This is a genomic window from Polaromonas sp. P1_F1 (genome assembly GCF_056405795.1).
In genome coordinates this window covers 54400-77858 of record NZ_JBFUBJ010000001.1, presented here as the reverse complement: position 1 = coordinate 77858, position 23459 = coordinate 54400, and the positions used below count along the sequence as shown (strand labels likewise).

27 protein-coding genes and 1 pseudogene are annotated in these 23459 nt (G+C 59.4%); 19 read left to right on the top strand and 9 right to left on the bottom strand.

Translation table 11 applies throughout. The features are described from left to right. Window positions 1–169 precede the first annotated feature (169 nt). The 3 genes and pseudogenes from AC1DZE_RS00440 to AC1DZE_RS00430 form a co-directional block, all read left to right on the top strand. Window positions 170–1408 carry a tyrosine-type recombinase/integrase gene (locus AC1DZE_RS00440; protein ID WP_477699671.1) on the top strand — a complete coding sequence of 413 codons (1239 nt, stop codon included), beginning with the start codon at window positions 170–172 and terminating at the stop codon, window positions 1406–1408. A gap of 222 nt (window positions 1409–1630) precedes the next feature. Further along, window positions 1631–3526: a sensor histidine kinase gene (locus AC1DZE_RS00435; protein WP_477699670.1), complete on the top strand. Its 1896-nt coding sequence runs from the start codon at window positions 1631–1633 to the stop codon at window positions 3524–3526. Window positions 3527–3593: 67 nt separating this feature from the next. Continuing rightward, window positions 3594–3886: pseudogene (locus AC1DZE_RS00430) on the top strand (pseudouridine synthase family protein); the annotation flags it as partial. A gap of 96 nt (window positions 3887–3982) precedes the next feature. Here AC1DZE_RS00430 and AC1DZE_RS00425 read toward each other — a convergent pair. Next, on the bottom strand, window positions 3983–4660 hold the full coding sequence (locus tag AC1DZE_RS00425) for a hypothetical protein (RefSeq protein ID WP_457280066.1): 678 nt from the start codon (window positions 4658–4660) through the stop codon (window positions 3983–3985). Between the two features lie 176 nt (window positions 4661–4836). On the opposite strand from AC1DZE_RS00425, the gene AC1DZE_RS00420 reads away from it, so the two are divergent. Beyond that, window positions 4837–5334, top strand: coding sequence for a putative pterin-binding protein (locus AC1DZE_RS00420; protein ID WP_477674222.1), 498 nt, complete (start codon window positions 4837–4839; stop codon window positions 5332–5334). 589 nt (window positions 5335–5923) lie between these two features. On the opposite strand, the gene AC1DZE_RS00415 is transcribed toward AC1DZE_RS00420, so the two are convergent. The 4 genes from AC1DZE_RS00415 to AC1DZE_RS00400 form a co-directional block, all read right to left on the bottom strand. Further along, on the bottom strand, window positions 5924–7147 hold the full coding sequence (locus AC1DZE_RS00415) for a hypothetical protein (protein WP_477699669.1): 1224 nt from the start codon (window positions 7145–7147) through the stop codon (window positions 5924–5926). Window positions 7148–7428: 281 nt separating this feature from the next. Next, window positions 7429–7905, bottom strand: a complete 477-nt coding sequence (locus tag AC1DZE_RS00410) for a YdaU family protein (protein WP_477674455.1) — start codon at window positions 7903–7905, stop codon at window positions 7429–7431. Beyond that, on the bottom strand, window positions 7902–8297 hold the full coding sequence (locus AC1DZE_RS00405; protein ID WP_477674456.1) for a hypothetical protein: 396 nt from the start codon (window positions 8295–8297) through the stop codon (window positions 7902–7904). Before AC1DZE_RS00405 ends, AC1DZE_RS00410 begins: the two co-directional genes overlap by 4 nt. 8 nt (window positions 8298–8305) lie before the next feature. Further along, window positions 8306–8509, bottom strand: coding sequence for a helix-turn-helix transcriptional regulator (locus AC1DZE_RS00400; RefSeq protein WP_477674457.1), 204 nt, complete (start codon window positions 8507–8509; stop codon window positions 8306–8308). Window positions 8510–8787: 278 nt separating this feature from the next. On the opposite strand from AC1DZE_RS00400, the gene AC1DZE_RS00395 reads away from it, so the two are divergent. Beyond that, window positions 8788–9810, top strand: a complete 1023-nt coding sequence (locus AC1DZE_RS00395; RefSeq protein WP_477699668.1) for a replicative DNA helicase — start codon at window positions 8788–8790, stop codon at window positions 9808–9810. Between the two features lie 20 nt (window positions 9811–9830). Here AC1DZE_RS00395 and AC1DZE_RS00390 read toward each other — a convergent pair whose 3' ends face one another. The 3 genes from AC1DZE_RS00390 to AC1DZE_RS00380 form a co-directional block, all read right to left on the bottom strand. After that, window positions 9831–10346 carry a hypothetical protein gene (locus AC1DZE_RS00390; RefSeq protein WP_477699667.1) on the bottom strand — a complete coding sequence of 172 codons (516 nt, stop codon included), beginning with the start codon at window positions 10344–10346 and terminating at the stop codon, window positions 9831–9833. Between the two features lie 108 nt (window positions 10347–10454). Continuing rightward, the gene (locus AC1DZE_RS00385; protein ID WP_477674026.1) at window positions 10455–10706 is read right to left on the bottom strand and encodes a hypothetical protein; all 252 of its coding nucleotides are present in this window, start codon (window positions 10704–10706) and stop codon (window positions 10455–10457) included. A gap of 311 nt (window positions 10707–11017) precedes the next feature. Further along, complete coding sequence (locus tag AC1DZE_RS00380) at window positions 11018–11257, bottom strand: hypothetical protein (protein ID WP_477674025.1); 240 nt, start codon at window positions 11255–11257, stop codon at window positions 11018–11020. A 124-nt stretch (window positions 11258–11381) separates the two neighbouring features. Between AC1DZE_RS00380 and AC1DZE_RS00375 the strand changes: the two genes are divergently transcribed. The 9 genes from AC1DZE_RS00375 to AC1DZE_RS00335 all read left to right on the top strand — a co-directional run bounded on the left by AC1DZE_RS00375 (window position 11382) and on the right by AC1DZE_RS00335 (window position 17282). Then, window positions 11382–11687 carry a hypothetical protein gene (locus AC1DZE_RS00375; protein ID WP_477674024.1) on the top strand — a complete coding sequence of 102 codons (306 nt, stop codon included), beginning with the start codon at window positions 11382–11384 and terminating at the stop codon, window positions 11685–11687. A 46-nt stretch (window positions 11688–11733) separates the two neighbouring features. Beyond that, window positions 11734–12153, top strand: a complete 420-nt coding sequence (locus AC1DZE_RS00370) for a hypothetical protein (RefSeq protein WP_477699666.1) — start codon at window positions 11734–11736, stop codon at window positions 12151–12153. A 269-nt stretch (window positions 12154–12422) separates the two neighbouring features. Next, a complete protein-coding gene (locus tag AC1DZE_RS00365; protein WP_477699665.1) occupies window positions 12423–13631 on the top strand; it encodes a phage tail fiber domain-containing protein in 1209 nt (402 codons plus the stop codon). 11 nt (window positions 13632–13642) lie between these two features. Further along, window positions 13643–14224 carry a hypothetical protein gene (locus tag AC1DZE_RS00360; protein ID WP_477699664.1) on the top strand — a complete coding sequence of 194 codons (582 nt, stop codon included), beginning with the start codon at window positions 13643–13645 and terminating at the stop codon, window positions 14222–14224. Then, on the top strand, window positions 14221–14565 hold the full coding sequence (locus tag AC1DZE_RS00355) for a hypothetical protein (RefSeq protein WP_477674452.1): 345 nt from the start codon (window positions 14221–14223) through the stop codon (window positions 14563–14565). Before AC1DZE_RS00360 ends, AC1DZE_RS00355 begins: the two co-directional genes overlap by 4 nt. Then, complete coding sequence (locus AC1DZE_RS00350; RefSeq protein ID WP_477674451.1) at window positions 14562–14957, top strand: hypothetical protein; 396 nt, start codon at window positions 14562–14564, stop codon at window positions 14955–14957. The genes AC1DZE_RS00355 and AC1DZE_RS00350 overlap by 4 nt, the downstream gene beginning before the upstream one ends. Beyond that, window positions 14954–15367, top strand: coding sequence for a hypothetical protein (locus tag AC1DZE_RS00345; RefSeq protein ID WP_477699663.1), 414 nt, complete (start codon window positions 14954–14956; stop codon window positions 15365–15367). The genes AC1DZE_RS00350 and AC1DZE_RS00345 overlap by 4 nt, the downstream gene beginning before the upstream one ends. A 496-nt stretch (window positions 15368–15863) precedes the next feature. Beyond that, window positions 15864–16610 carry a pseudouridine synthase gene (locus tag AC1DZE_RS00340; RefSeq protein WP_477674689.1) on the top strand — a complete coding sequence of 249 codons (747 nt, stop codon included), beginning with the start codon at window positions 15864–15866 and terminating at the stop codon, window positions 16608–16610. Window positions 16611–16688: 78 nt separating this feature from the next. Continuing rightward, window positions 16689–17282 carry a putative pterin-binding protein gene (locus AC1DZE_RS00335; protein ID WP_477699662.1) on the top strand — a complete coding sequence of 198 codons (594 nt, stop codon included), beginning with the start codon at window positions 16689–16691 and terminating at the stop codon, window positions 17280–17282. Window positions 17283–17401: 119 nt separating this feature from the next. Here AC1DZE_RS00335 and AC1DZE_RS00330 read toward each other — a convergent pair whose 3' ends face one another. After that, window positions 17402–18208: an alpha/beta fold hydrolase gene (locus AC1DZE_RS00330; RefSeq protein ID WP_477672590.1), complete on the bottom strand. Its 807-nt coding sequence runs from the start codon at window positions 18206–18208 to the stop codon at window positions 17402–17404. Window positions 18209–18349: 141 nt separating this feature from the next. On the opposite strand from AC1DZE_RS00330, the gene AC1DZE_RS00325 reads away from it, so the two are divergent. The 5 genes from AC1DZE_RS00325 (at window position 18350) to AC1DZE_RS00305 (ending at window position 23260) form a co-directional block, all read left to right on the top strand. Next, a complete protein-coding gene (locus tag AC1DZE_RS00325) occupies window positions 18350–19366 on the top strand; it encodes a YVTN family beta-propeller repeat protein (protein WP_477667932.1) in 1017 nt (338 codons plus the stop codon). Window positions 19367–19508: 142 nt separating this feature from the next. Next, window positions 19509–20366 (top strand): polysaccharide deacetylase family protein, encoded by an 858-nt coding sequence (locus AC1DZE_RS00320; protein ID WP_477672588.1) that lies wholly within the window; start codon window positions 19509–19511, stop codon window positions 20364–20366. Window positions 20367–20371: 5 nt separating this feature from the next. Beyond that, window positions 20372–21328 (top strand): sterol desaturase family protein, encoded by a 957-nt coding sequence (locus AC1DZE_RS00315; RefSeq protein ID WP_477667930.1) that lies wholly within the window; start codon window positions 20372–20374, stop codon window positions 21326–21328. Between the two features lie 156 nt (window positions 21329–21484). Further along, entirely contained in the window at window positions 21485–22411 is a 927-nt protein-coding gene (locus tag AC1DZE_RS00310) for an EI24 domain-containing protein (RefSeq protein ID WP_477672587.1), read from the top strand. 24 nt (window positions 22412–22435) lie between these two features. Further along, window positions 22436–23260 carry a competence/damage-inducible protein A gene (locus tag AC1DZE_RS00305; protein ID WP_477667928.1) on the top strand — a complete coding sequence of 275 codons (825 nt, stop codon included), beginning with the start codon at window positions 22436–22438 and terminating at the stop codon, window positions 23258–23260. Window positions 23261–23459 lie beyond the last annotated feature (199 nt).

The following is a 23459-nucleotide window of genomic DNA, read 5'->3' as shown; positions in this document are numbered from 1 at the left end:
TCAATCTGGCGTAGTCCAGAGAAGTCCAAAAAGACCGGTTTTCTCCTCTAAAGCCGGTCTTTTTTTGTCTGTACTCGTCCAATACGATTTATTGACATCCCGATTCAAAAGGGGGAACAATGCGGGGAACAAAACCCGATTTTCGGGTGTTCAAGGATTCTGTTCCCCCATGTTGACTGAAATTCAATGCCGTAACGCGCAGTGTCCCCCGGAGCGCGCGCGTGTCCGCTTTACTGATTCGGGGGGCCTGTACCTCGAGGTTGCGCCGAACGGGTCCCGCCGCTGGTTTTGGAAGTACCGGCGCGACGGAAAAGAGGGGCGGATGGCCTTTGGCAGCTATCCGGACGTGTCCCTTAAAGCCGCACGAAACGCTCGCGACGCAGCGAAGGCGCAGAAGGCAATCGGGGTCGATCCTGTCCAGGCCCGAAAGGTCGCTAAGTTGACGGCAGGCAATCCGAGCGGCGAGTCCTTTAAGGTCGTGGCCCTGGAATGGTTCAACAAGCAGAAGCCGTTGTGGAGCGAAGGGCACGCGACCAGGTCTCTACGCCAGCTCGAGCGCGATTTGTTTCCCTGGGTGGGGGAACGACGGATGAGGGACATCGGCCCGACCGAACTTCTCGCGACGCTGCGCAAGACCGAGGAGCGCGGCGCCATTGAGACTGCCGACCGGGGCTTGATGCTCTGCCGGCAGGTCTGGCGGTACGCCGTCGCAACCGGCCGGGTGGACCGAGACATAACGGGCGACCTAAAAGGAGCTCTAACCCCTTACCGCGGAACTCACTTTGCTGCCATCACAGACCCAGTCCAGTTTGGCGACCTGCTGCGTGCCATCAAACTTTACAAAGGTGGACCGATTGTGCGTGCAGCCCTGCAGCTAGCTCCGCTGCTATTCCAGCGCCCAGGTGAGCTGCGCGCAGCGACCTGGTCTGAAATTGATCTGGAAGAGGCTCTTTGGACCATTCCGGCGGAGCGAATGAAGCGCGGAAAAGACGGCAAGGAGTTTGGCGACCCGCACTTGGTGCCGCTGTCACGCCAGGCCGTAGAGATTCTGAAAGGCCTTCATGGATACACCGGGCACGGCGTGATGGTGTTCCCAGGTGAGCGAAGCCACGAGCGGCCTATTTCTGAAAACAGCGTGCGCACTGCGCTGATCACCATGGGCTATTCATCAGACATTCACACTTGGCACGGCTTTCGAGCAACGGCGCGCACCATGTTGGCTGAGCGCCTCGAGATCGACCCGCTGATCATTGAAGCCCAACTCGCGCATGCCCTGAAAGATGCAAACGGTCGGGCCTACAACCGCACTCAGTACCTGAACCAACGACGGAACATGATGCAGGCTTGGGCTGATTACCTAGACAAGCTGCGAGAGGGGGTCAAAATCGTTCCCCTGCTGGCGGCTTAGCCGCTCGCTAAGTCGGGGATATCTAGGGAGTCGTGAGGTCCTTGCGACAACCGCTTCAGCGACCGCAGCGATTCTACTTTCGCGGAACTAATACCAACAATGGCATGGGAAAGCAGGCAACCAGCACTGCCACAATGAGCGCATACTGGTTGATGATCTACACCACGACATGAATGCGGCGCAGCGCCTTCGCTTGCGCAAGCCCGGCATCCTGCCACCGCCATGACCTCACCAGCTATTAAGCTGGGGTTCCGCGCGCGGATCATTCTGCTGCTGGTGGCGCTCACCGCGCTGCTGCCGGCTACAGTCGCAATGGGCTTCTTGTTCCAGCAGCGCGACCATGACATCGCCCAGGCCGGGTACAGCCTCGCCGCGCTCGCGCGCAGCGCGAGCAATGACCTACGGGCCAAAATTCAGGGCACCCACCAATTGCTGTTCGGGCTTGCCCAGTCGCGCGAGCTTGATGTGGAGGAGCGCGGCGCCTGCTCGGCCTACCTTGCCGAAGTGCTGAAGCAGCATCCGCAATACACCAGCATCCTCACGATCAAGCCGAATGGCGACTTGCACTGCGACTCGCTGCGCACCGGCCGCAAGCTCAACCTGGCCGACCGCGCCTATTTCCAGCAGGCCATGGTGTCCACGGCACCGGCGCTGGAGCCGGTCATTGGCCGTCTCACCGGTATCGGCGTGGCGCAGGTGGCCCAGGCCTCGCGCGACCCACAAGGCAAGGTGCGGTTCGTGCTGCTTGCGTCCATCAACCTGGACCAATTCTCGCGTGATGTCTTGGCGGCACAGCCCTATTCCGACACGGCCATCACCCTGTTTGACCGCGCCGGTGTCGTGCTGGCTTCCCGCAGCACGCGCGTCGGGGTGCCACGCACCAACCGGCCCATGCCAGGAATATCTTTGGCCGATACCACCCTCGGCCGGTTCGCCGTCAAGGGTCATAACGGCGATATAGCCGAGTTCGCTGGCCCGGCGGGGGTGCGGCGGGTCTGGGCCCTGGGTACGCTGCCGCCGCCATGGGACGCAGGGATACTGATCGCGCTGGGCGTGCCGACCCAGGACCTGGCAGCCGACGCGGAGCACCGCGCGCGGACTGTGCTTGCGGGCGTTGTGGGTGCAGCGCTGCTGGCGCTACTGCTGGCCTGGTCGCTTGTAGAGCTGGGGGTCCGCCGCCCGCTGGGCCGGATCGTGAAGGGCACGGCCCGGTTCAGGAACGGTGACTTGGGCGCGCGCATCGGACCGCCCTACCCGCGCGGCGGAATCGGCGATTTGATGCGCGCCCTGGACAACACTTCCAACGAAGTTCAGACGCACCAGCAGGATATCCAGCATCTCAATGACGGGCTGGAAGAGCGTGTCAGGGTCCGCACGGCGGAGCTGGAAACCGTCAACCAGGAGCTGCAGGCGTTCTCGTACTCGCTGGCGCACGACCTGCGCCAGCCGCTGATCACCATCAGCGGGTTCTGCGGTCAGTTGCGCAGCACGTTGCAGCCCGGCGCAAGCGAGTTGCAGGACCACTACCTGAGCCGCATCCAGGCCGGTGTGCAGAAGATCAACGAATTGTCAGACGCCATGGCGTCCCTGGCTCGTCTCTCACTCCCCCACCTGGCGAGTGGCGCGGTGGACGTCAGCGCGATCGCCAGCGCCGCGCTTGCGGCCTGCCAGCAGCGTGATCCCGACCGCCTCTCCGACATCCATGTTCAGGCCGGCCTTCAGGCCACCGCGGACCCGGCTATGCTGACGCTCGCCATCGATCATCTGGTCGACAACGCCTGGAAGTTCACGCGTGGACAGGACCGCGCGAAGATTTCCGTCGGTTGTGCGCGCTATCCTGACGGCACACTGATCTACCATGTCAAGGACAATGGCATCGGGTTCGATATGGCGCATGCCGGCAAGCTGTTCAGCGCCTTCCAGCACCAGCATCTCGGGTCGGATTTCCCGGGCACCGGGATCGGTCTGGCGAGCGTGCACAAGATTGTCACGCGGCACGGCGGTAAGGTCTGGGCAGACTCCACGCCGGGAGAAGGCACCACGTTTTACTTCACGCTGGGTACTGCACCACGTAGCCCTCCGGCGGCTATGTCGGACCCGGTCTCGGCCCTCGAATGAGAAAGTCAAATGGCCACCAGCTGCCGCACGCCGTTGGCTTCCATGTCCTTACCCTGGCCGCGCGCCCCCGGTGGACGACAAGCAGGTGGCCAAACTGCTGGCCGGCGTTGTGCTGGATGACGACCCCAAACCCGTTCGAGCTGCGGCCTGCGAGAAAACCGGCGACAACCAGTTAAGCCTGACCTTGACGGAAGGCAAATACCACCAGGTCAAGCGCATGGTCGCCGCCGTGGGCAACCGGGTGGAAGAGATCGGCGGCTTGCACCGCTCGCGTATCGGTTCGCTGGATCTGCCGATCGACCTGAAAGCGGTGAATGGCGCTGGTTGACGGTGCAAGACCTGACCCGCATCGCGGCCTGAGTACCGCCCTGCGCCAAATGCCGTCGGGGGGGTGAAGCAGCAGAGCCTGGCATTCCTTTGCCAATGCAGGATGCCCGGCACATCCACTGGCTCTGCCTATCGCAGTTCGGCTGGGCGGGTGTTGGACTGTATGAGAAACGAGTCATGCCAGTGATTGGGCATGCTGCTGGTGTGATCCTGGTCCCTGAGTGTGCGGATGCGGCGCTGTTGCGCCAGCGTTTTTTTCAGGCTGATGCGGGCGACTTCGAGGATCGCTTCTTCACGCTTGAGATGCCGGGCTTTTGTGGCCTCTTCGCCGAAAAATTCATTGCGAAGTACGTCGGGGTCCGGCAGCATGGACGGGTTGAGCACCGCGTAGGAAATGCCGCACTGCGCCAGCAAATTCCTTTTCAGGCTTCTGGCTTTTTGGGGGAGTCCGAAGGACTTGGGTACGTCCACGCAGCCGACTACGTGGCCGTCGCTCGCGCAAACTGAAAATGTGCAGGTGGTGTTCTGAAGCAATTCATACCAGTACAGGCTGTTTTCACTGGCATTGGGCCTGGTGAAACGAGTTACCGGCGTCTTGACCAGGACATGGTGATCGTCAAAAGTGCTGTTCATCCAGTGCCAGGTTCGCAGTTCTTCGCTATTCATCAACACTCGCGCATGCAGGGGCCAGTGTTTGGGAATGCGGCGTTTCCCCGGGTTTACCCATCGCGACCACAACCTGTACCATTCGTAGATGCGCTCCATACGGGGCTGCTCTACTGGCGACCATTCTGAGTTTCTGTGCATGACGAACTCCTGGTTGTTACGGGTTTTTACAATGTGCGCTTATTTACGTACCTTGTATTGAAATTCATCAGATTAATTGGCAATTTGTTACCAATTATTAAGATTGCGTGACTTATTGAACATAGGCCCATCGCTGAATTGGCCCCGTGAAACTTGCAAAAAGAGGAGTGCAATCAATGGATAAACGCAAATTTATGGGTGTGGCGGCATGGGGAGCCGTCGCTTTGCCTGAGCTGGCGCAGGCACAGCTGGCGCCCAAGGCGCTCCGAGGTCCGACATTGTTGACCGTCAGTGGGCTAATAGGTGCGGGCAACCGCGGCGCCCTCGATACCGCGCTTGACCAGATGATGGCCAAGCAGAAGATCAAATTCGACAAGGCGCACGCCTTTGACTTTGCCGCACTCACCGCGCTGCCGGCCGTCACCATCAAGCCGACGCTGGAATACGACAGCAAGCCGCACACCCTCAAGGGCCCCTTGCTGGCCGATGTGATGAAGGCCGCCGGCGTGAAGTTGACTGACAGGACGACGCTTTTCCTGCGCGCGGTAGACGGTTATGCCGCCCAGGTCACCGCCGCCGAGGCCGGCAAATACCGCTTCATCGTTGCCACTCACCTGGATGGTCAGCCCATGGCGCCGGCTCCCACTGGGTTGAAGAGCGCGAGGCATGAGTGATCTAACACGACAGCAACTGTGCGCGGCCTTGAGCATTAGCGAGTCCACAGTAAGGCGCCTAGAGGCGATGGGATTGCCATTTACGCCAGTGGGCGTAAGGGCGAAGCGCTATGACCTGGATGAGGTAAAGCGATGGCTCAGAGGTGGCGCATTAGGGCGTCGTGATGCGCGTGCGAGGCTGAGTCCGGAGTTAGAAAGTGCCGCACGAGCATTTATGGCTGCTGCCCGTCGCACCAAACTGCGTGTTACACCCAGCGCATAGCGACCTGGTCGTCCTCTCAGCCATGGCGGTTCTTTTCGTTTGTCGGACTCAACAGATCAGCAATGCGACCGGCGACAGGGTCAGTAGACTGTGCGATGCCTAACGCCCACGTCGCCCAAACATCAACCTGCGGGGACGATGGTTGGCCGGCTCGCTCAAGGACCATAGCGACATAACCGCGAATTTGTTGGCTGGTAGTCCATTGCGCGGCCTCCTCAAGAAGGCGTGCTCTGTGTTCTCTAGATGCACTGTCCTTTCCTGCATCCTGTTCCCGCCGCAAAGTTATTGCTTCATATGCGGCCCATTGAGCCTCCTGTAACGGTGTCTTCATTTTGGCTCCCTAACATGCGCTAGTGCAATATTTCGCCCCGGAACGGGGTCCTTTTCCGAAGCCACTCTCAGCGCCCAGGAAGCCCAATCTCTATGCGCCGCTGACGGCGGTGTTTCGGCTCGACTAATTACATCGGCAACGAAGGCTCTAATCTGCTGGGCGTGTTGCCAGCTTGTCGCCTCGGCTAGTAGTACCTCCCGGCGTAGTATTTCCTCTGCTTTCTGCTTAGCCTCAAGCTCTTGCATGCGATGAATAACGTCTTGCGTGGCTCGGAATTCTGCACGTCGCCTCTCAGTCGCTTCGTGCTCTCGTCTTTTCTCGCGCCCCTCCGCGACACTTTTATAAAGACGCTTGAATACTTCATTCAGGCGAGTCTCAACGCGAAAGTCTCCCTTATCGAGAATTTCAAACGTGCCCCCAAACCGTCTATCAATAATCAGCGCGAGCGTATCTGTTGGAGTGCCGACTTTGTGAGTTCCGATTCCGGGGTGGGTTTCACTGACTAGAACGACCTCAGTAAGTTGTCGCTCGCGAATGGCGAAGGAAAAAGTTTCTCGTTCGAGGTTTATCTGTGGTCTTGCGCAGTGATCATCGTATGTCACGGTGCAGCCTCTCGCCTCTGCGGCGAGCAGTAGTGTGTTGGCGATAGCCAAGGCTCGTTCATAAGTGAGCTTCGAAACTCGAAAACAAGTTTTCTGGCTCCTGGGGTAAAGGAGGCTTCCATCGAAGTCCATGGCACTTAGCGCATCCCAATTTGGTTCCCAAGATCTTGACGGCCTAAGGTTTTCTTTCTCCCGTGCCTTAACCATCCTGTCGTATGCTTTTACTTGAGAAATCAAGCCATCACGAAGCGGCCTAAGCAGGGTATGCCACCTATTTGGAACGGCGTCCACAGTGATGAGAGCGTCTTCGCGTTGCTCGGATGTGAGTCTTTCCTCTAGCCAAACGACATCTTCCGGTCGCTTGAATTCGAGGCTCGGCCTTGGTGGTGGGCGACATACAAACGTTGTCCGCCCGGCTTTTTCCGGTAGCGCTGTTCGAGTAACTACTTGGCCGGCCTGGACTCTGGCCCAGTAGCCTACTTTGGGTAGAGGAATGTCCATCGTTTTGCAGACTTTGCGGATGCCGTTGTCTGACATTCCGTACTTCTCGCCAAGCTTGGTCAAGGGGGTGGACCATACCTCATCGTAAAGCGCTAGCCGTTCAAAGTGCACTTCCATACGAAACTCCCGCACGAATACGCCGCTATTCTGCCGCCACCTAACATAAAACTCAAAGTTCTGGGAAAAACCTACTTGTTATTATTTGATTAATGTTTACACTAATCAAATGACAAAACCATTAACAGGTAGAGGCGGAGCGGGTCGAGGTCAGGGGAGAAAGTCTACGGGGATTGAGACTGTCCCCGTTGCGATTCGCATGAGTACCGATCAGCGGGAAAAGCTGGAGCGGCTTGGTGGTGCGCCATGGGTGCGCAGCAAGATTGATAAGGCCAAGGAACCTAGTCGTGAAGCCCTGCTTCCGACAAAGAAGCTTTAGCTTCTGTATTAAGTCTGGTGTCTGGAGTCTGGGGAGTGCTCACTTCGTCCCAGCTTCGTGGCACGTCCTCAGCACGCTTCGTGGTCGCTTCGTGCTGCTCCTGCGCCAGCTTTTCGGCACGGCGCCGAGCCTCTCGCGCCACGGCGATGTCACGGTTCGTGGTTGAAATCTCCCCGGCCTTATGCAGTTCCGCCTCTATGCGGTTGTGCATCAATCCACTGTCTACAGGAGAGAAGAACGCCATCACTGCCTTGACTGCATCGCGCTCCGGCTTGGTGAAGGCGCCGGCAATTCGGCACAGCGCGGCATGGTCGCTGGGCAGCGGCAACTCGGTTGCGTAATAGTGGTGAATCAGCGTCAGATAGGCCCCGCGCTCCGTCAGTGACAGATGGCTGGTGGCACGCTGGAAGTCCCCGATGTAGTGCTTGTAGAAGTTCAAGCGACGACTCCCGCCCCCACCCCGCGGTCATTCATGCTTTCGGCAATGCGGCGGTCAATCTCTGCAGTCATCCGGGCCGCTTGTTCCGGCGACCGCTGGAAAATAGCCGTCTTCTGTTTTTCCAGCCAGTACCGGGCGAGGTCACACTTCCCCTCCGTCACGGCCTGCTGCATCATGAAACCGCACTGCTTGATGTAAGTCTCGCGGTCGGCATCCGACAATTCCAGGGGTTGGTTTGTGCTCATGGCGCCGACTTTCGCCGACGCCGCTGGCGCATGTCTAGTAAAGCGCTTTACTTCGTGAATGCTGATCGATATGCCAATTGGCACCTTGCGCGCGCCGGAGTACCCCCGCAAGCCAGTCTTGCGAAACAGTTGATGAAGATGTTTCATCACAGCCCCTATGCAAGGGACTGGATTAAGGCCTCGATGTCGCTGCTCTTCCAGCAGGTCGTGCGCTTGGACAGCTTCACGCCTGCAGGGTAGCGACCAGATTTCACGCCGGCCCACCAGGCACTGCGCGAAACGGGAACCCTGGCAAGCACGCTTGGCAGTCGGAGGAGGATCTCGGGCTTGTCCGAGGGAGGATTTTGTCGGCTTGGCATTTCTAACCTTTTCTAAAGGACTCGATAAAAGCCAAAACCCGCCACAGCCGGAAAATAGATCGACAACCAAGACCGCCCGGGACGGGATAAGCCTCTGCTGGACGACCAATTTCCTGCCGTGGTATCCTCATAAACGTCGACCAGACGGGTATCAGGATTCAGGTTTTGGTACTCAGGGAGCCCCTTCTTTGCACCGCAAATGCAATTTAGGGGCTTTCTACTTTCTGGACTCACAAACATCTTATGGGATCGTCCGAGAAAAATCTCTGCTGAGGTCAATGATCATCACCGCCGATGATCTGGCGACCCGCGCATTCAACCCACAAGGCAAGACACCGGCACAGTTGCTGGATGAGGGGCAGATGGCACTCGCCAGGCTGGCGACGGTCAAAAACAAGCGTGACCCGCAGCACATCAACCAGTCGCTAGCCGAATATCTGACCCTGCTGACGGATTTGAGCGAGGGCAAGAACCCCGCAATTCCCATGGGCCTCACCGGATTGGACCGAATTTTGAACGGTGGTCTACGCCGAGGCGAGATGATGGTGATCGGTGCTCGGCCCAAGCATGGCAAGACGGCGCTATCACTTGCGCTGGCTCGAAACATGGCACGGGATTACTCTGTGCTGTTCATCAGCCAGGAGATGCCTGTCATGCAGCTGATGCATCGGCACACCGCCGCGGCAGGGACGGTAGACCTTGGCCGCATCCTTCGCGCCGATGGTTCGGATCGGGAGATGTGGACGCGGGTGACTGAGGCGGCGGAGCAGCTAGGGCGACTGAACCTTGTCCATGACGATCAATCAGCGCAGAGCCTAATGGACATTCGTCGAAAAGCAGTCCAGGTAAAGCGGCAGCATGGCCTTGACGTGCTGTTCGTGGACTTTTTGCAGCTGATGCAGGGGGCGGGAGAAGATAACCGCAATCGCGAACTTGACGTGATTTCCAACGGGCTAAAGGCCCTGGCGATGGATTTGCAGATCGGCGTGGTGGTTCTTTCGCAGATGAACCGTAAGGCTGACGAGAGCTATCACTCGCCGACCATGACGCACCTACGAGATTCGGGCGCTATCGAAGCTGCTGCGGATCAGATCGCGCTGCTCTTCACCGATCATGCTCATCCGCTGAGCACCAAGCAGGACAACTTCAAGGGATTTTCCCAGTTGGAGATCGTCGCGCATCGAAATGGTGGGACTGGGCTTGTGCCGCTGCATTTTGCTGGGCAGTTCCAGCAGATATCCGATTGGACCGGGGCCGTCCCCGAAAGACAATCAAAACCCGCGCAGAGGGGGATGAACTGATGAGCCGGCGAATCTACCGGCTAAGCCCCCATGCCCACCAACGCGCGCAGCAGAGGCAGCACGTCACCGGCATGCTCGACCGACCAGTCCAGCATCTTTTCGGCGATTTTCTCTACGGCGGTAGCCGGGAGTTTCCGGATCGCCTTTGCCAGTTCGGAGCGTTCCTCGGGCGCAATGCCTGGCAGATTTTCAACCCTGGACGCCAGCAGCTCGGCAAACTGACCGGCATCAAGACGTACTGTCACGGTTTTCAGGATTGCCCCCAAACCACCATCGTCAGTTATGAAATCGATACCGTCGGCCGTAATTGTGGTCTGCCGAAGCTGATGCCATGCCCTCGCACCTCCTGCGTACTCCTGAAGCTTGTAGCCGCTATCGATCAAACCATGCTGTTGAAGGTAAATCAGATTGGGCAAAAGAATCTCCGGCTCGATGTCACCAAGTTCACCCTTGAGCCAAGGCTCATAAGCCCCGTCTGGGTACTGCGTGAGCAAGACGGAAAGAATGCGCTTTTGCAGTTCGCGATCGAATTTCATGATTTGCTCCGGAAGTTCCATGGCTGGAAGAAGATTTTCTGCCATCCGCCTCGCGCGCGCGCGTTTGCGGCCGATCCTATTTCGAAACGGAAAGCGGGTCGTCGGAATCTACCGCTGCAAATCCCAGCGCGACTGCACGCTGTAAACGCAGTGCAGAACCCACCCTTCGTAGCCTGCGGAATTGCGGAAGATATTCATTACCCAGTTGCTCCCATTCGACTCTGTAACGCCGTCGGTCAGGGGCGTGGGCAGCGGCACGCCGATGACGGAACCGTCGGCCTTTACAAGCTCCCCCTCATGAATGAGGCGCCTGACTTCGGCCTGAATTTCCTCGGCAGTTTTGGATGGTCTAGTGGCCATATTTCCTCCATTTGGGAAGTACCAGTATGAGCGAAAAGGCAGGATTGGTGGGCATTGACCCGCAGCAACGCGTTGACTGGTGGAGAGTCATGGACGACCTGAGCAAGGCCGGAATGACCATGGAGGCTGTTAGCGCTGCCGTTTCCATCCCGGTGTCTACCTTGGCCGGCTACAAGAATTCGAATGTCGAGCCCAAGCATGCCGACGGGGAACGGCTAGTGGAGCTCTGGCGCCGGCGGGTTATGCCCACGGTGCCTATGACAAGGGGAAGCGTGCGGAACGGGGAGCGAAATGCCGGTCCGGCGTAAGCACTATTCAAACGGATCGCTTTGCTCGGCCACGGTGGTTCCGTAACTTATGGCCGCTTGCATCGCTTGCTTGTCGCTCTCGAATGGGGCGCTCAATTTGTGGCGAACTCCCGAAACGCGCGTGTGACGGTGATCTACTTTTAGCTCAAACAAAACCGAAGCTGCCCATGTGTGATCTGCGTTTTCCACGGTCGAGCAGTACACAAAATACCCATTGACCTCAAGAAATAGATTGCTGGACATCCCCACCTCCTAGATTGGAAATTGCAGTATGAGCGCACTGGTCAGTTTGCGCTAGCTTTTCGGGAAGCCGAATGGGGTGTAGCCAGAAGATGCGGGCTTCAACAGCCACTCTGGAGCCCCGACCATGGCACGACCGACCCGCACCCCACAGACCCCCGGCACGACTCCCACGGATGCCACTGCAGGCACCGAACAAACCGCGGAGGCCGGCGCACCAGGTGCCACAGACGGCGAGGATGCTGGTGGTGACGCTGTAGTGGACGCGCCCGCCAGGAGCACAAAGAAGGCCGGCAAGGCGCCGCTGGGCCGCGATGACTATCTCAAGATGCGCGCCCACGACGTGGACGCCAAGGCCCTGACCAAATCCGTCCTGACCCTGGACGGCTGGGTTGTCCCCGATCTGCCACCCGTAGCGCCGCAAAGGGCTTGATGTGGCCGCGGTTCCCTTCCACGAGTACCCGCACCGGGAGGCGCTCATGCGGCGCGCGCCCGAAATCATGGCCTCGGTCATGCAGCGCGCATCTGGCAAGGGGAAGACCTGGGAAAACCGGACTGACATTGAGGCTGCCATCGCGGTAGCTCAGGCGCTGGCAGACGGCCAGGATATCCCAGGACTGCAGGCCACCGTTCTGAACAACAGTCACTTGCTGGTCTATTCCGTCGGCTCCCCCTGGTACGCCAGCTCCAGCAAATGGCTGATCGAGCAATTCTTTATTCGAATCGGTCGCGGGACCGTCGGCTGTGCGCTCAATGACTTGGATGAATTGGCCCGCCAGCTCGGCGCAACCACCGTTGTGATGGCCACCAGCTTGGCTGCCAACGATGCCGCTCTTGGCCGGCTGTATGCCCAACACGGGTATTCGAGCCAGTCCAGCCAACACTTCAAGGAACTTTGAGTGTCCTCCGGCTTCCTTTGGGCGCACACCTCGGTGGATTCTGGCCCGGCCGCCGAGCAGATGTTGGAGTTCAACCCTGCCATAACAACCCAAGCCGACGACTATCTCGACGCGGCCGCCCGCGCGATAAAGGCCACTCCGGTGCGAATTGGTCGGGTTTTCGGGAATACGAATGGGCCATCACGCAATGATTGGACCCCAGGGGCTGGCGTGCATGAAGTTGAGCTTGAGCTTTCCTAGCGCCGAACCATCACAGCTTGAGGTGCCCAGTGACAGTATCAGCTCAGATTCCGATAAATCGCAGCACCGGCAACGGAGTTACAACCGTTTTCGCCTACAACTTCAAGGTTCTCTCTGCGGCTGATATGGAAGTTTCGGTGGATGGTGTTGTCAAAACCTTGAACACCGACTACACGCTTTCTGGTGTCGGCTCCGATAGTGGAAATGTCACCTTTCTGGTTGCCCCAGCTATTGATACTGTCGTGGTTCGCCGCCGTAATATGGCATACACCCGCAGCGTGGATTACCAGGACCAGGGAGAGCTTCCGACCGATACGTTGGATGATGATCAGGACGCCGCGGTGCTCATGATTCAGCAACTTGATGAAGAGTTGGGTCGGTCCATCCGTGTAGCTCCCGACTCATCGGGCGTTGATCTGGAACTGCCCGCGCCCGTTCCGCTGACATATCTCCGCTGGAATTCACTGGCCAACGCGCTGGAGAACGTGCTGCTGGCCGACATCAGCCTGATTTCTCTAACGGCCTATGCTCAAACCTTCCTTAATGCAGTTGATGCGGCGGCTGCTCGCCTGGTGCTGGGAGCTACCACCGTAGGGAACGCGCTGTTTACAGCCGCAGGTGCCGCAGAAGCTCGCACCGCAATAAGCGCAGCACCCACAGATGCCGCAACCACTACGGCCAGCGGCCTCGTTGAGCTCGCCACCACAGCAGAAACTCAAACCGGCACAGATGCCGCGCGGGTTATTACGCCTGCAGGTCTCAAGGCTGCTTTGGGGTTCTCCTCCACGGTCACTTTGGCGCTTCAAACTCTTACGAGTGGAACTTCAAAAGAATGGACCAACGTAGCAGGCTTGACGGAAATCGACCTGTCGATATTGGCGGCATCTCTGGCCTCTGCGGACTATTTCATTATTCAACTTGGCACTGCATCTGCGTATGAAATTACCGGCTATGCGGGCGGATCATCTACCAACGGGCAGTCCGCGAATAACGTCACAGGTTTCATTGTCGAAGCACGGGCCGATGCCAGCTCTGCATTTAGTGGCAACGTGAAGCTCAAACTGCATGATGTCAGCACCAATAAGTGGACCATCTCGGGCGGGGTTTATTCCACCAATGGAGATACCTTTGTGTGTGGTGGTGACAAAGCATTGGCTGGCCCGCTAACTCGCATTCGAATCACATCAATTTCCGCTTCAACACTCGACGGTGGCAGCGCCAGCGGCACCGGTCGTTAAGAAAGAAATTCATGAGTGATACGCCTAACCTGGAAAACAGTACAGCGACCGACGACTGCGAGCCCAACCCTGATGGCCACATGTACTGGCTGACACCTTCTGGCAACTACCGGGAGGCCTTGTATGTGCCAGTAGGTTCTACTCCGGTCACCAAGCGGCCCTCCGTTGATCACTGTTGGCTAGCCGGCGCTTGGGCACTAGACCCAGCAAAGCTGTCGCAGCAGAAAATCGAACTGCTTGTGATTGCAAGGGCAAACCGCGAAATCATCCTGACTCGGTTACTTGGTCATAGGGACGATGCCGAAGATGATTTAGAGACTGCCGAAGAGGCTTTGGCAGTTGCCGAAGAGGCTGAGGATTCGGCAGGCATTGCTCTTCAGCAAAGCAATATCGCCATTCAGAAAAACAATATCGCCGCCATCAAGGCATGCCGAAGATCACTTAAAAATTTCACGAAAGACCCAAGAGTTATCGGCGCCGTGAACGGCGATGTCACCGCAGCAGTTCGGGCAGTCTATGGCGAAATTATCGCCGCCCTTACCGCCGCAGCTCCCTCTGTGCTGGTGGCCTTCAAGGATCTGGACGCACTATGAGCCGCGGCAAACTGATTCTGCGTGGTCTGGTTCTGCTGGCACTCCTGTTGCCATGTCTGTTGCTCGGCCTGTTTCGGTTTCTTTGGATGTTGGTAGTTGGGGATGAAGTCGCGGGCAAACGGGCTCTGCGCGGTCTCGACATGTCGGCTAACGCCAGTGCCTTGGCGGGTAACCCGTTCGAGACGATGTCCAGTCACTGCGGCCGCGTGCAGAGTACCTGGTGGGCTAAAGGTGTGATCTGGATCACCGATCGGGTGGACCGTCCAGGGCACTGCGTAGGAGCCAATGCTGAGGAGCAGCCGCTGCTGGATCTGATCGAGACCCACAGAAAGACGCAATGAAGATGCAAGAGCAGATCAATCATGCGGCGGACGCTGGCGGCCTGGCTGTACTGCTGGCTAAGTTTTTTCCGGCTGCCGTTGGCGCAGCGCTGATGGTTGCGGTAGATCCGCCAAAGACGAAACGCGATTTGTTCGCGCGGGCCTTTGTTGCCTTCTGCGCGAGTTACCTGTTCGGCGACATCCTTTTCGATTTTCTGCAGACCTTCAACCTGTTCACCTTCCTGAACGACGCTAAGCGCTCGCACCACACCGCGGTGGACGGCTTTGTGGGGGCGGTTGGTTGGTTTATCGCCGGCGGCTTCGCTGTGATGCTCAAGCGTTTTCGCACGAAGCCCATGCAGACCATCGACGACATGATTGACCGCGTGAACAAGACGAAGGACCTCTCGTGATCACCTTGAACGAATACGTCGGGTCGCATCGCGATTCACCCGACTGGACACCCACCCGAGAACAGAACGCCACCAGGCTGCTAGCTGCTAGTGCCGCGCTCGAGATTGAAATGATGGACGACGGCGTGGCATTTCCCATTAACCCGGTCACGAAGAGTGGGGTAGGCGGAATAACCTATGGCGGTTTCCGTCCGCAAGATTGCCCTCAGGGCGCGCCCGACAGTAGCCATAAGGAAGGGCAGGCTGTGGATCGCTACGACCCTAGGAACGAAATTGACGATTGGATCATGAAGCATTTGGACCGCCTGGAATTTCATGGCCTGTACATCGAGCATCCCAGCGCGACGAAGAGTTGGAGCCACTGGACCACTCGGGCACCTCGTTCCGGTAATCGGGTGTTTTACCCATGAGCGCGCTCGCCCGCTACACCATGGTCGCGCTAATCGCTGCAGCGCTGGCTGCCCTCGGAACCTGGCGGGTATCTCCGCCGTTCACGGCTGAGCCAGTGATAACAACAATTCCATCGCCCACCCCCGATTGCGAGTTAAACGTGACGTGATAGATGCCTTCTTTCATTCCGTGCTCCCTGGCCCAGGATGGGCATCCTCAATTTGCTCTCCTCGTACTTGGGGGTCAACCCACAATTAGAGGAGCAAGTGCGCGTCTAACACCGCTCGCAAACACATGGGGGAACAAAAGGGGGAACTAATTTCTATGAAATGAATTGATCGCTATATATAGCGAGGCTTCCAAGACATCTTGCAGTAGTCCCCAGCCCACCATTTCACGAAAGCCCAGCCTTTACCGGTTGGGCTTTTTCATGGGCACCTGTTTTCGGAGGCCTGTCTGCTCCTGGTCCATGCCCGGCTTCCTCTGGTGCCGGGTGACAATAGCCCCATGGCAAGCATGCAACTTCAAGAAATTCTTTTCTCTCAGGGCTTTGGCACGCGGCGCGTGTGCGCGGGGCTGGTTCAACAGGGTTTTGTGGCTGTAGCGGGCGTCCCTTGTGCGGAACCAGCTATGGAATTTATAGCAGAAGGCCTGCACTTCATGGTGCAGGGCGTGGCCTGGGAATACCACGAGAAAGCCTACCTGATGCTGCACAAACCGGCCGGCTACGAATGCTCGCAAAAGCCCAGCACCTATCCCAGTATTTACACCCTGCTGCCGGCACCGATTCGCCAGCGCGGCGGTGGCGCGGCGGCCGGCGTGCAGGCGGTGGGGCGGCTGGACCAGGACACGACCGGCCTTTTGCTGCTGTCGGACGACGGCAAGTTCATCCACCGCATGAGCTCGCCCAAGCACCATGTGCCCAAGGTTTATGAGGTGCGTGCCAAGCACCCGGTCGACGACAAGCAGATCCAGAAGTTGCTGACCGGCGTGGTGCTGGACGACGACCCGAAACCCGTGCGAGCAGCCGCATGTGAAAAAACCGGTGAAAACCAGCTGAGCCTGACCCTTACCGAAGGCAAGTACCACCAGGTCAAGCGCATGATCGCCGCAGTGGGCAACCGGGTTGAGGACGTTGGCGGCCTGCACCGTTCACGTATTGGTACGCTGGATTTGCCGCCTGACCTGAAACCCGGCGGATGGCGCTGGCTGACGCCGCAAGACATGGCGAGCATTTCAGCGCCTTCGGTCAAAACCCCCTGAAACCGGTAAAAAAACCAGACCCAAACGCGGCGGCAAGCGGTACGCTGCCAGCTTCGCAAAAAACCACTCGGAGGAAACATGAACCCACGCCGTCAATTCCTGAATGCCGCTGCAATCGGTGCCGTGGCCGCGCCGTCGCTGGCCCTGGCACAGCACGCGCCAAAAGCGTCGCGAGGCCCAGTCCTGTTAACCGTCAGCGGGCGGATCGGCGCGGGCAACCGCGGCGCCTTCGATCCGGCGTTCGACCAGATGATGGGCAAGCAGAAAATCCAGTTCGACAAGGCCCATGCCTTTGACTTTGCCGCACTCACCGCGCTGCCGGCCGTCACCATCAAGCCGACGCTGGAATACGACAGCAAGCCACACACCCTCAAAGGCCCCTTGCTGGCCGATGTCATGAAAGCTACAGGCGTGAAGTTGACCGACAAGACGACGCTTTTCCTGCGCGCCGTGGACGGCTACGCAGCCCAGGTCACCGCCGCCGAAGCCAGCAAATACCGCTTCATCGTTGCCACCCACCTGGACGGCCAGCCCATGACGCTGGGTGGGCTGGGTCCGCTTTGGGCGGTGTACGATGCCGACCGTTTTTCCGACATGGCTGCCAAGCCGCTGCCGGCGCGCTTTGCATCCTGCCCGTGGGCGATGTACCACATCGAAGTCAAAGAGGCTTGAGCGGCGCCTGCTCCCGTTGAAATGACGGTCCAGGCCTTGTTTTCCTAAATGAAATCGGCCTGTGGACCAATAGGTGCGGGCGCAGGCAGCTATAAAAAACGTAGCTGATGCCGGACGGTTCAATCGATGTCTTTGAGAAAGTCAGTGATCGCTTCAACCGTTTTTTCAGGCTGGTCGCGCTGAGGTGAGTGTCCGCAGGCGGCCAGCCTCAGTTGCCGGGCATGGGGTGCTGCCAGTGCAATTTCGTCCAGCTGCCGCATCGTGCCGTACTCATCCTCAAGCCCCTGAATGAGCAGCAGCGGCGCCGCAATGCGCGCGCACTCCGGCCGGATGTCAAAGCTGCGAAAGGCAGGTGACAGCCAGACATCGTTCCATTGCCAGAAAGCGACGTCTACATCCGCGTGGTAACGAGCCAGGCGCTCGCGCAAACCTCCTGATTCAAACGCGGTTCTGGCCTGGGCAATGGCCTGAACTGCGATGTCTTCGACCAGCACGTGGGGTGCCATCGCGATGCAGGCCGAAACCGGGTGGCGGCTGGCGTGGAGCAGGGCGATGCTGGCGCCGTCGGAATGGCCGAGCAACACGGGGTTTTCAACCCGCAGCGTATCCAGCAGCGCGGGCAACACTTCCCAGGCCTCGCGTTGCATGTAGTCGGGCAACAGGCGGCCGGTGCGCTGGCCGTTCTGCTCTGCCGGTTCACCGCGTACGTTTGGTACGGGCTCTGACTGCCCGTAGCCGCGCCGCGAATACACCAAACCCGCCCGCCCGGTTGCCGTGCATACCGCCTGGGGCCAGTCCAGGCCGCGCTGCGTCCAGAGGCTGACCGAGCCCAGGCCTTCATGCAGGAAAACCACCGGAGCGAGGTCGACGCGCCCGGCGATGTGCCTGACCTCCAGGCGCGCGCCGTTGATCTCCATCAAATTCATCGTTGCATCGTAAAGGATGTAAACGATTGGGCGAATCTGGCGTTGGGAAAAGGGGCCGCAGAGGACTTTTGGGCACCTTTACGCATTTGCCATCGCTGACGCCCGGTACACTAGCCGGTTGCACGTAGAAAGACCGTTTTTGTGAATGTTTTCGTCCGTTTTGCCGCCGCCTGGCTGCTTGCCCTTGCCGGTTTGGCATGCTCCACCGCCTTTGCCCAGACGGCCGCCGCTGGTGCCGCACTTTCGGGAATCACAACGCCTGTTTTTGTGCTGAACTCGCTCGAAGACAGTGTCAGCGTGATCAACCCGGCCACCTGGACGGAAACCAGACGCATTGCCACCGGCAAGCAGCCGCATCACCTGTACCTCACGCCCGATGAAAAGTCGGTGATTGTTGCCAACGCGCTGTCGGACTCGCTCACCTTCATCGACCCGAAAACCGCTGAAGTGCAGCGCACGGTGCGCGGCATCATCGACCCCTACCAATTGCGCTTTTCTCCCGACATGAAATGGTTTGTCACGGCCGCCAACCGCCTCAACCACATCGACATCTACAAGTGGGACGGCAAGGACATCACGCTGGCCAGGCGCGTGGCCACCGGTCGCACGCCAAGCCATCTGTGGATAGACACCAAAAGCACCACGGTTTATTCGACCATGCAGGACAGCGACGAGCTGATCGCCATCGACCTGCCCAGCCAGTCCATCAAGTGGCGCGTCAAGACCGGCTCCATCCCGGCCGACGTGTACGGCACAGCCGACGACAAGCACCTGCTGGTGGGCCTGACCGGCGGCGACGCCGTCGAGGTGTATGACGTGAGCGGAGCGCAACCGCAGCGCACCAAGGTCATCAAGACCGGTGCCGGAGCGCACGCGTTCCGCGCCTTCGGCGACAAACGCCATGTGCTGGTCAGCAACCGCGTGGCCAACAGCATCAGCAAGATCGACCTGCAGACCCTGGAAGTGGTGGACAACTACCCCGCGCCGGGCGGCCCTGACTGTATCGACGTGAGCCGTGACGGCAAGCAGATACTGGTCACATCGCGCTGGGCACGCAAGCTCACGGTGATCGACGTGGCAAGCCACAAGATCGTCCGGCAGGTCAATGTTGGAAAGAGCCCCCATGGCGTCTGGACGCTTGACCACGCCGCTAGATAGGCCCCCACGCTCCCCCACTTCGTGTGGGTCGCTGCCCCCCGGGGGGGCCGCTGCGCCTGCGGCCCGGCGAAGCCGGTTCCGCGGCCCCGGCTTGCTTGAAAAGTCCCCGCCGACCGCCGCTACGGCTGGTCTGTTGCAGACGATGCTTGCTATCGTTTTTGTAGCTGCTTGCGCTCATCCTGTATGGGCTACAGGCAAAAACAATGCACAAAAATCCGCACAAAACGCGCCGCAGCCGGCCGAAGCGGCCTGCAAACCCGTTTACCTGACGCTGGACACTGGCCACATGGCTGTTGCGCCGCTGATGGCTGACGTGCTGAACAGGCACAAGGTCAAGGTCACCTTTTTTGCCGCCAATGAGCGCACGCAAACCGGCGATGGCAGCCTGGGCACACAGTGGGCTGGCTGGTGGAAGGCGCGGGCGGGTGAAGGCCACGAATTTGCCTCGCACACCTGGGACCACGTTTACTGGCGGGGCGATGTACCCGGCGCACCCGATACACCGGTGCAGTTCAGGATGCGGCCTTCTGCGGGCCCGCTGGAAGGCAAGGACTTCACCTGGACGGCGAAGCAGTACTGCGAAGAAATCGGCAAGTCCAGCAAGCGCCTCGAAGAAATCACCGGCAAAAAAACACTGCCGCTTTTTCGCGCGCCGGGCGGCAAGACTTCGCCCGCGCTGCTGGCAGCGGCCAAGTCCTGCGGCTTTGAGCATGTGGGCTGGTCGCCCGCCGGTTTCCTGGGTGATGAGCTGGCCAGCGAGAGGTTCGGCAATGATTTCCTGCTGAAGAAGGCGCTGCGCGACATCCGCTCCGGCGACATCCTGCTGGCCCACCTGGGCATCTGGTCGCGCAAGGACCCCTGGGCGCCTGCCGTGCTGGAGCCGCTCATCACCGGCCTGCAGTCGCGGGGCTTTTGCTTCAAAACCCTGGCTGAACATCCCCAGTACAAAGACTGGATTGCGTCGCAGGCCACGCCGGCACCTGCCAGGCCTTCAAAATAAGCCACATGGACTGGTTCAGCGATCTCTTTTCAATGGCGCAGCAGTGGCTGTTTGAGTCCGCCGTGCAGCCGGCCATGTTTGCGCTGGGCATGGGCAACCTGCTGGAAGACGGCTACGACGCCACTGCCTGGTTCATGGTGGGCGTGATCCAGGTGCTGATCTTGCTGGCCATCGTCGGCCCGCTGCAGCGCTGGCGGCCGGTAGAGCCCGTGCTGGACCGGGCCACCATACGCACCGATGTGCTCTACACCCTGATCCACCGGCTGGGCTTGTTTCGCATCGCGCTGTTTTTCACGCTGGACCCGTGGTTTGACGAGGCGTTTGGCGCGCTGCGCACGGCCGGCTACGGCACTTTTCATTTAGACCAGCTCTGGCCGGGTGTGACGGACAACGCCCTCGTCAGCTTCGCGATTTACCTCGTGGTGTTTGACTTTGTGGCGTACTGGACGCATCGCGGCCAGCACCAGATCGAGTGGTGGTGGCGCCTGCATTCGCTGCACCATGCGCAGCGGCAGATGACGATGTGGAGCGACAACCGCAACCACCTGCTGGACGACATCCTGGTCGACTCCATCGTCGTGCTGGTGGCCCAGCTCATCGGCGTGGCACCGGGGCAGTTCATCGCCATCGTGGCCTTTACCCAGCTCAGCGAAAGCTTTCAGCATGCCAATGTGCGGATGTGGTTCGGGCAGGTGGGCGAGCGCCTGTGGATCAGCCCGCGCTTTCACCGTTTGCACCACAGCATCGGCATTGGCCACGAAAGCCATGGCCCCAAAACGCTGGGGGGCCACAACTTCGGCGTGCTGCTCCCTTGGTGGGACATGCTGTTCCGCACGGTCAATTTTGAGCAGCGCTATGACCCGACGGGCATTCGCGACCAGGTCGAAGCCAACCGCGACTACGGCAAAGGTTTCTGGTCGCAGCAATGGATGGGCCTCAAGCGCTTGTTTGGCCGGGCCTGAAGCATGAGCCCCCACGCTTTTCACTTCGTGTAATGCGCTGCCCCCCCGAGGGGGCCGCCCGCCTGCGGTCTGGCAAAGCCAGTCCCGCGGCTCATGCTGGGTTGAAGACATCCGCCGTGTTTTCGGTAGCCATGGGGCTGCGTTATCCTGTCGGTCATGAGCAAACTCCTAGACGCCTTCTGGCGCGCCGCGATGTATTGCCTGCACCCGCGGGTCATTGCGTTGTCCGTCCTGCCGCTGATCATCATGGTGGTGATCTCGCTCGGCCTGGGATATTTTTTCTGGAACGATGCCGTGGAAGCTATCCGGTCGCAGATCGGAAGCTATGAGCTTGTCGGCACGCTGGTGCGCTGGCTTGAGGGCCTCGGCCTGAGCGACCTGCGCACGGTGCTGGCTCCGGCGTTGTTGCTGTTCCTGGCGATCCCCGTGATTGTGATCGTGGCGTTGCTCTTCGTGGCACTGCTCATGACACCGGCCATGGTGGCCCTGGTGGCTGAACGGCGCTTTCCCCAGATGGAGCGCAAACGGGGCGGTTCACTGTTCACCAGTTTGTTCTGGTCGCTGGGCTCGACCTTGCTGGCCGTGGTGGCGCTGGTCGTTTCGATTCCGCTTTGGCTGATTCCCCCGCTGATCCTGGTGTTGCCCCCGCTGATCTGGGGCTGGCTGACTTACCGCGTCATGTCTTATGACGCCATGGTGGACCACGCCAGCAGTGAAGAGCGGCGCCAGATATTCAAGGAACATCGCCTGCCGCTGCTGGCGATCGGTGTGTTCAGCGGCTACCTGGGCGCGGCACCCAGCCTGCTGTGGGCCTCGGGCGCGATGTTTGTAGCCATGGCGCCCATCCTGGTGCCGGTGGCCATCTGGATCTACACCCTGGTGTTTGCGTTTTCCTCGCTCTGGTTTGCGCACTACACGCTGTCGGCCCTGGAACAACTTCGCAAGAAGAATAATGCCCTGGCGCCCGACCCGCTTGCGCAAGCAGCTATTGAATCGATAGCAAATGAGCTGGCCCCCGATGCCCTCCCCGGGCCGGCGCCCAGCTTCGGTTCGCTGGGCGGCAAGCCCGAATCACAACCCTGAACCCATTACCTGGCAAGCCTGAACATGACCCCACAATTCGGCCTCATCATCGTCGGCGACGAAATCCTTTCCGGCAAACGAGCCGACAAACACCTGCCGAAAGCCATCGAACTGCTGGGTGCGCGCGGCTTGCAGCTGGCCTATGCCGACTACGTCGGCGACGATCCGGCGCGTATCACGGCCACGCTGGCACGCGCGTTCGCAGCGGCGCATGAGAACGGCGACGTGGTGTTCTCCTGCGGCGGTATAGGGGCCACACCTGACGACCACACCCGGCAGTGCGCCGCCAGAGCGTTGGGCGTTGACCTTGCGCTGCATCCCACGGCCAAAACACTGATCCTCGAACGCATGGCGGATGTGGCGAAAGAGCAGGGGACACCCTACGAGCCTGACCGCGACGACAACATCCACCGCCTGAACATGGGCGTGTTTCCGGTCGGCGCGGAGATTATTCCGAATCCGTACAACAAGATTCCGGGCTTTACCTGCCGGGCGGGGCAGGGGGCGGTTCACTTCGTTCCCGGCTTCCCGGTGATGGCCTGGCCGATGATTGAATGGGTGCTCGACAACCAGTACGCCCACCTGCACCAAAAATCGCCTTACACCGAGAAGTCGGTGATCATTTTTGGGTCCATGGAGGCCATGCTCACGCCCCTGATGCTCGATATTGAAGCGGCCCATGCGGGAGTGAAAGTGTTTAGCCTGCCCAGCGTGGATCACCCGGAATATGGCCGCCATATTGAACTGGGCGTCAAAGGCGCGCCCGAGGCGGTCAATTTGGCCTATCCGGCCATGCTGGCCGGGCTGCACAAATTTGACCTGAAGTTTGGCCCTGAGTTGGTGCGTTGATTTTTTTGCACCAATCTTGTGCGCTTATGTTAATGCACGATCATGGTGCATTCGTTGTCGGCCGGTGTTTTTTGCATTTTCAGCCTGCCAAAGGCTGGAACTGAAGCCAGATCACGGCACAATCCGGGGCTTGGCGGGAAACTGAAGCGCCAATGTCTGTGGCACAAAAAGTGCATTCGACAGCCCGAATAGATTTTTC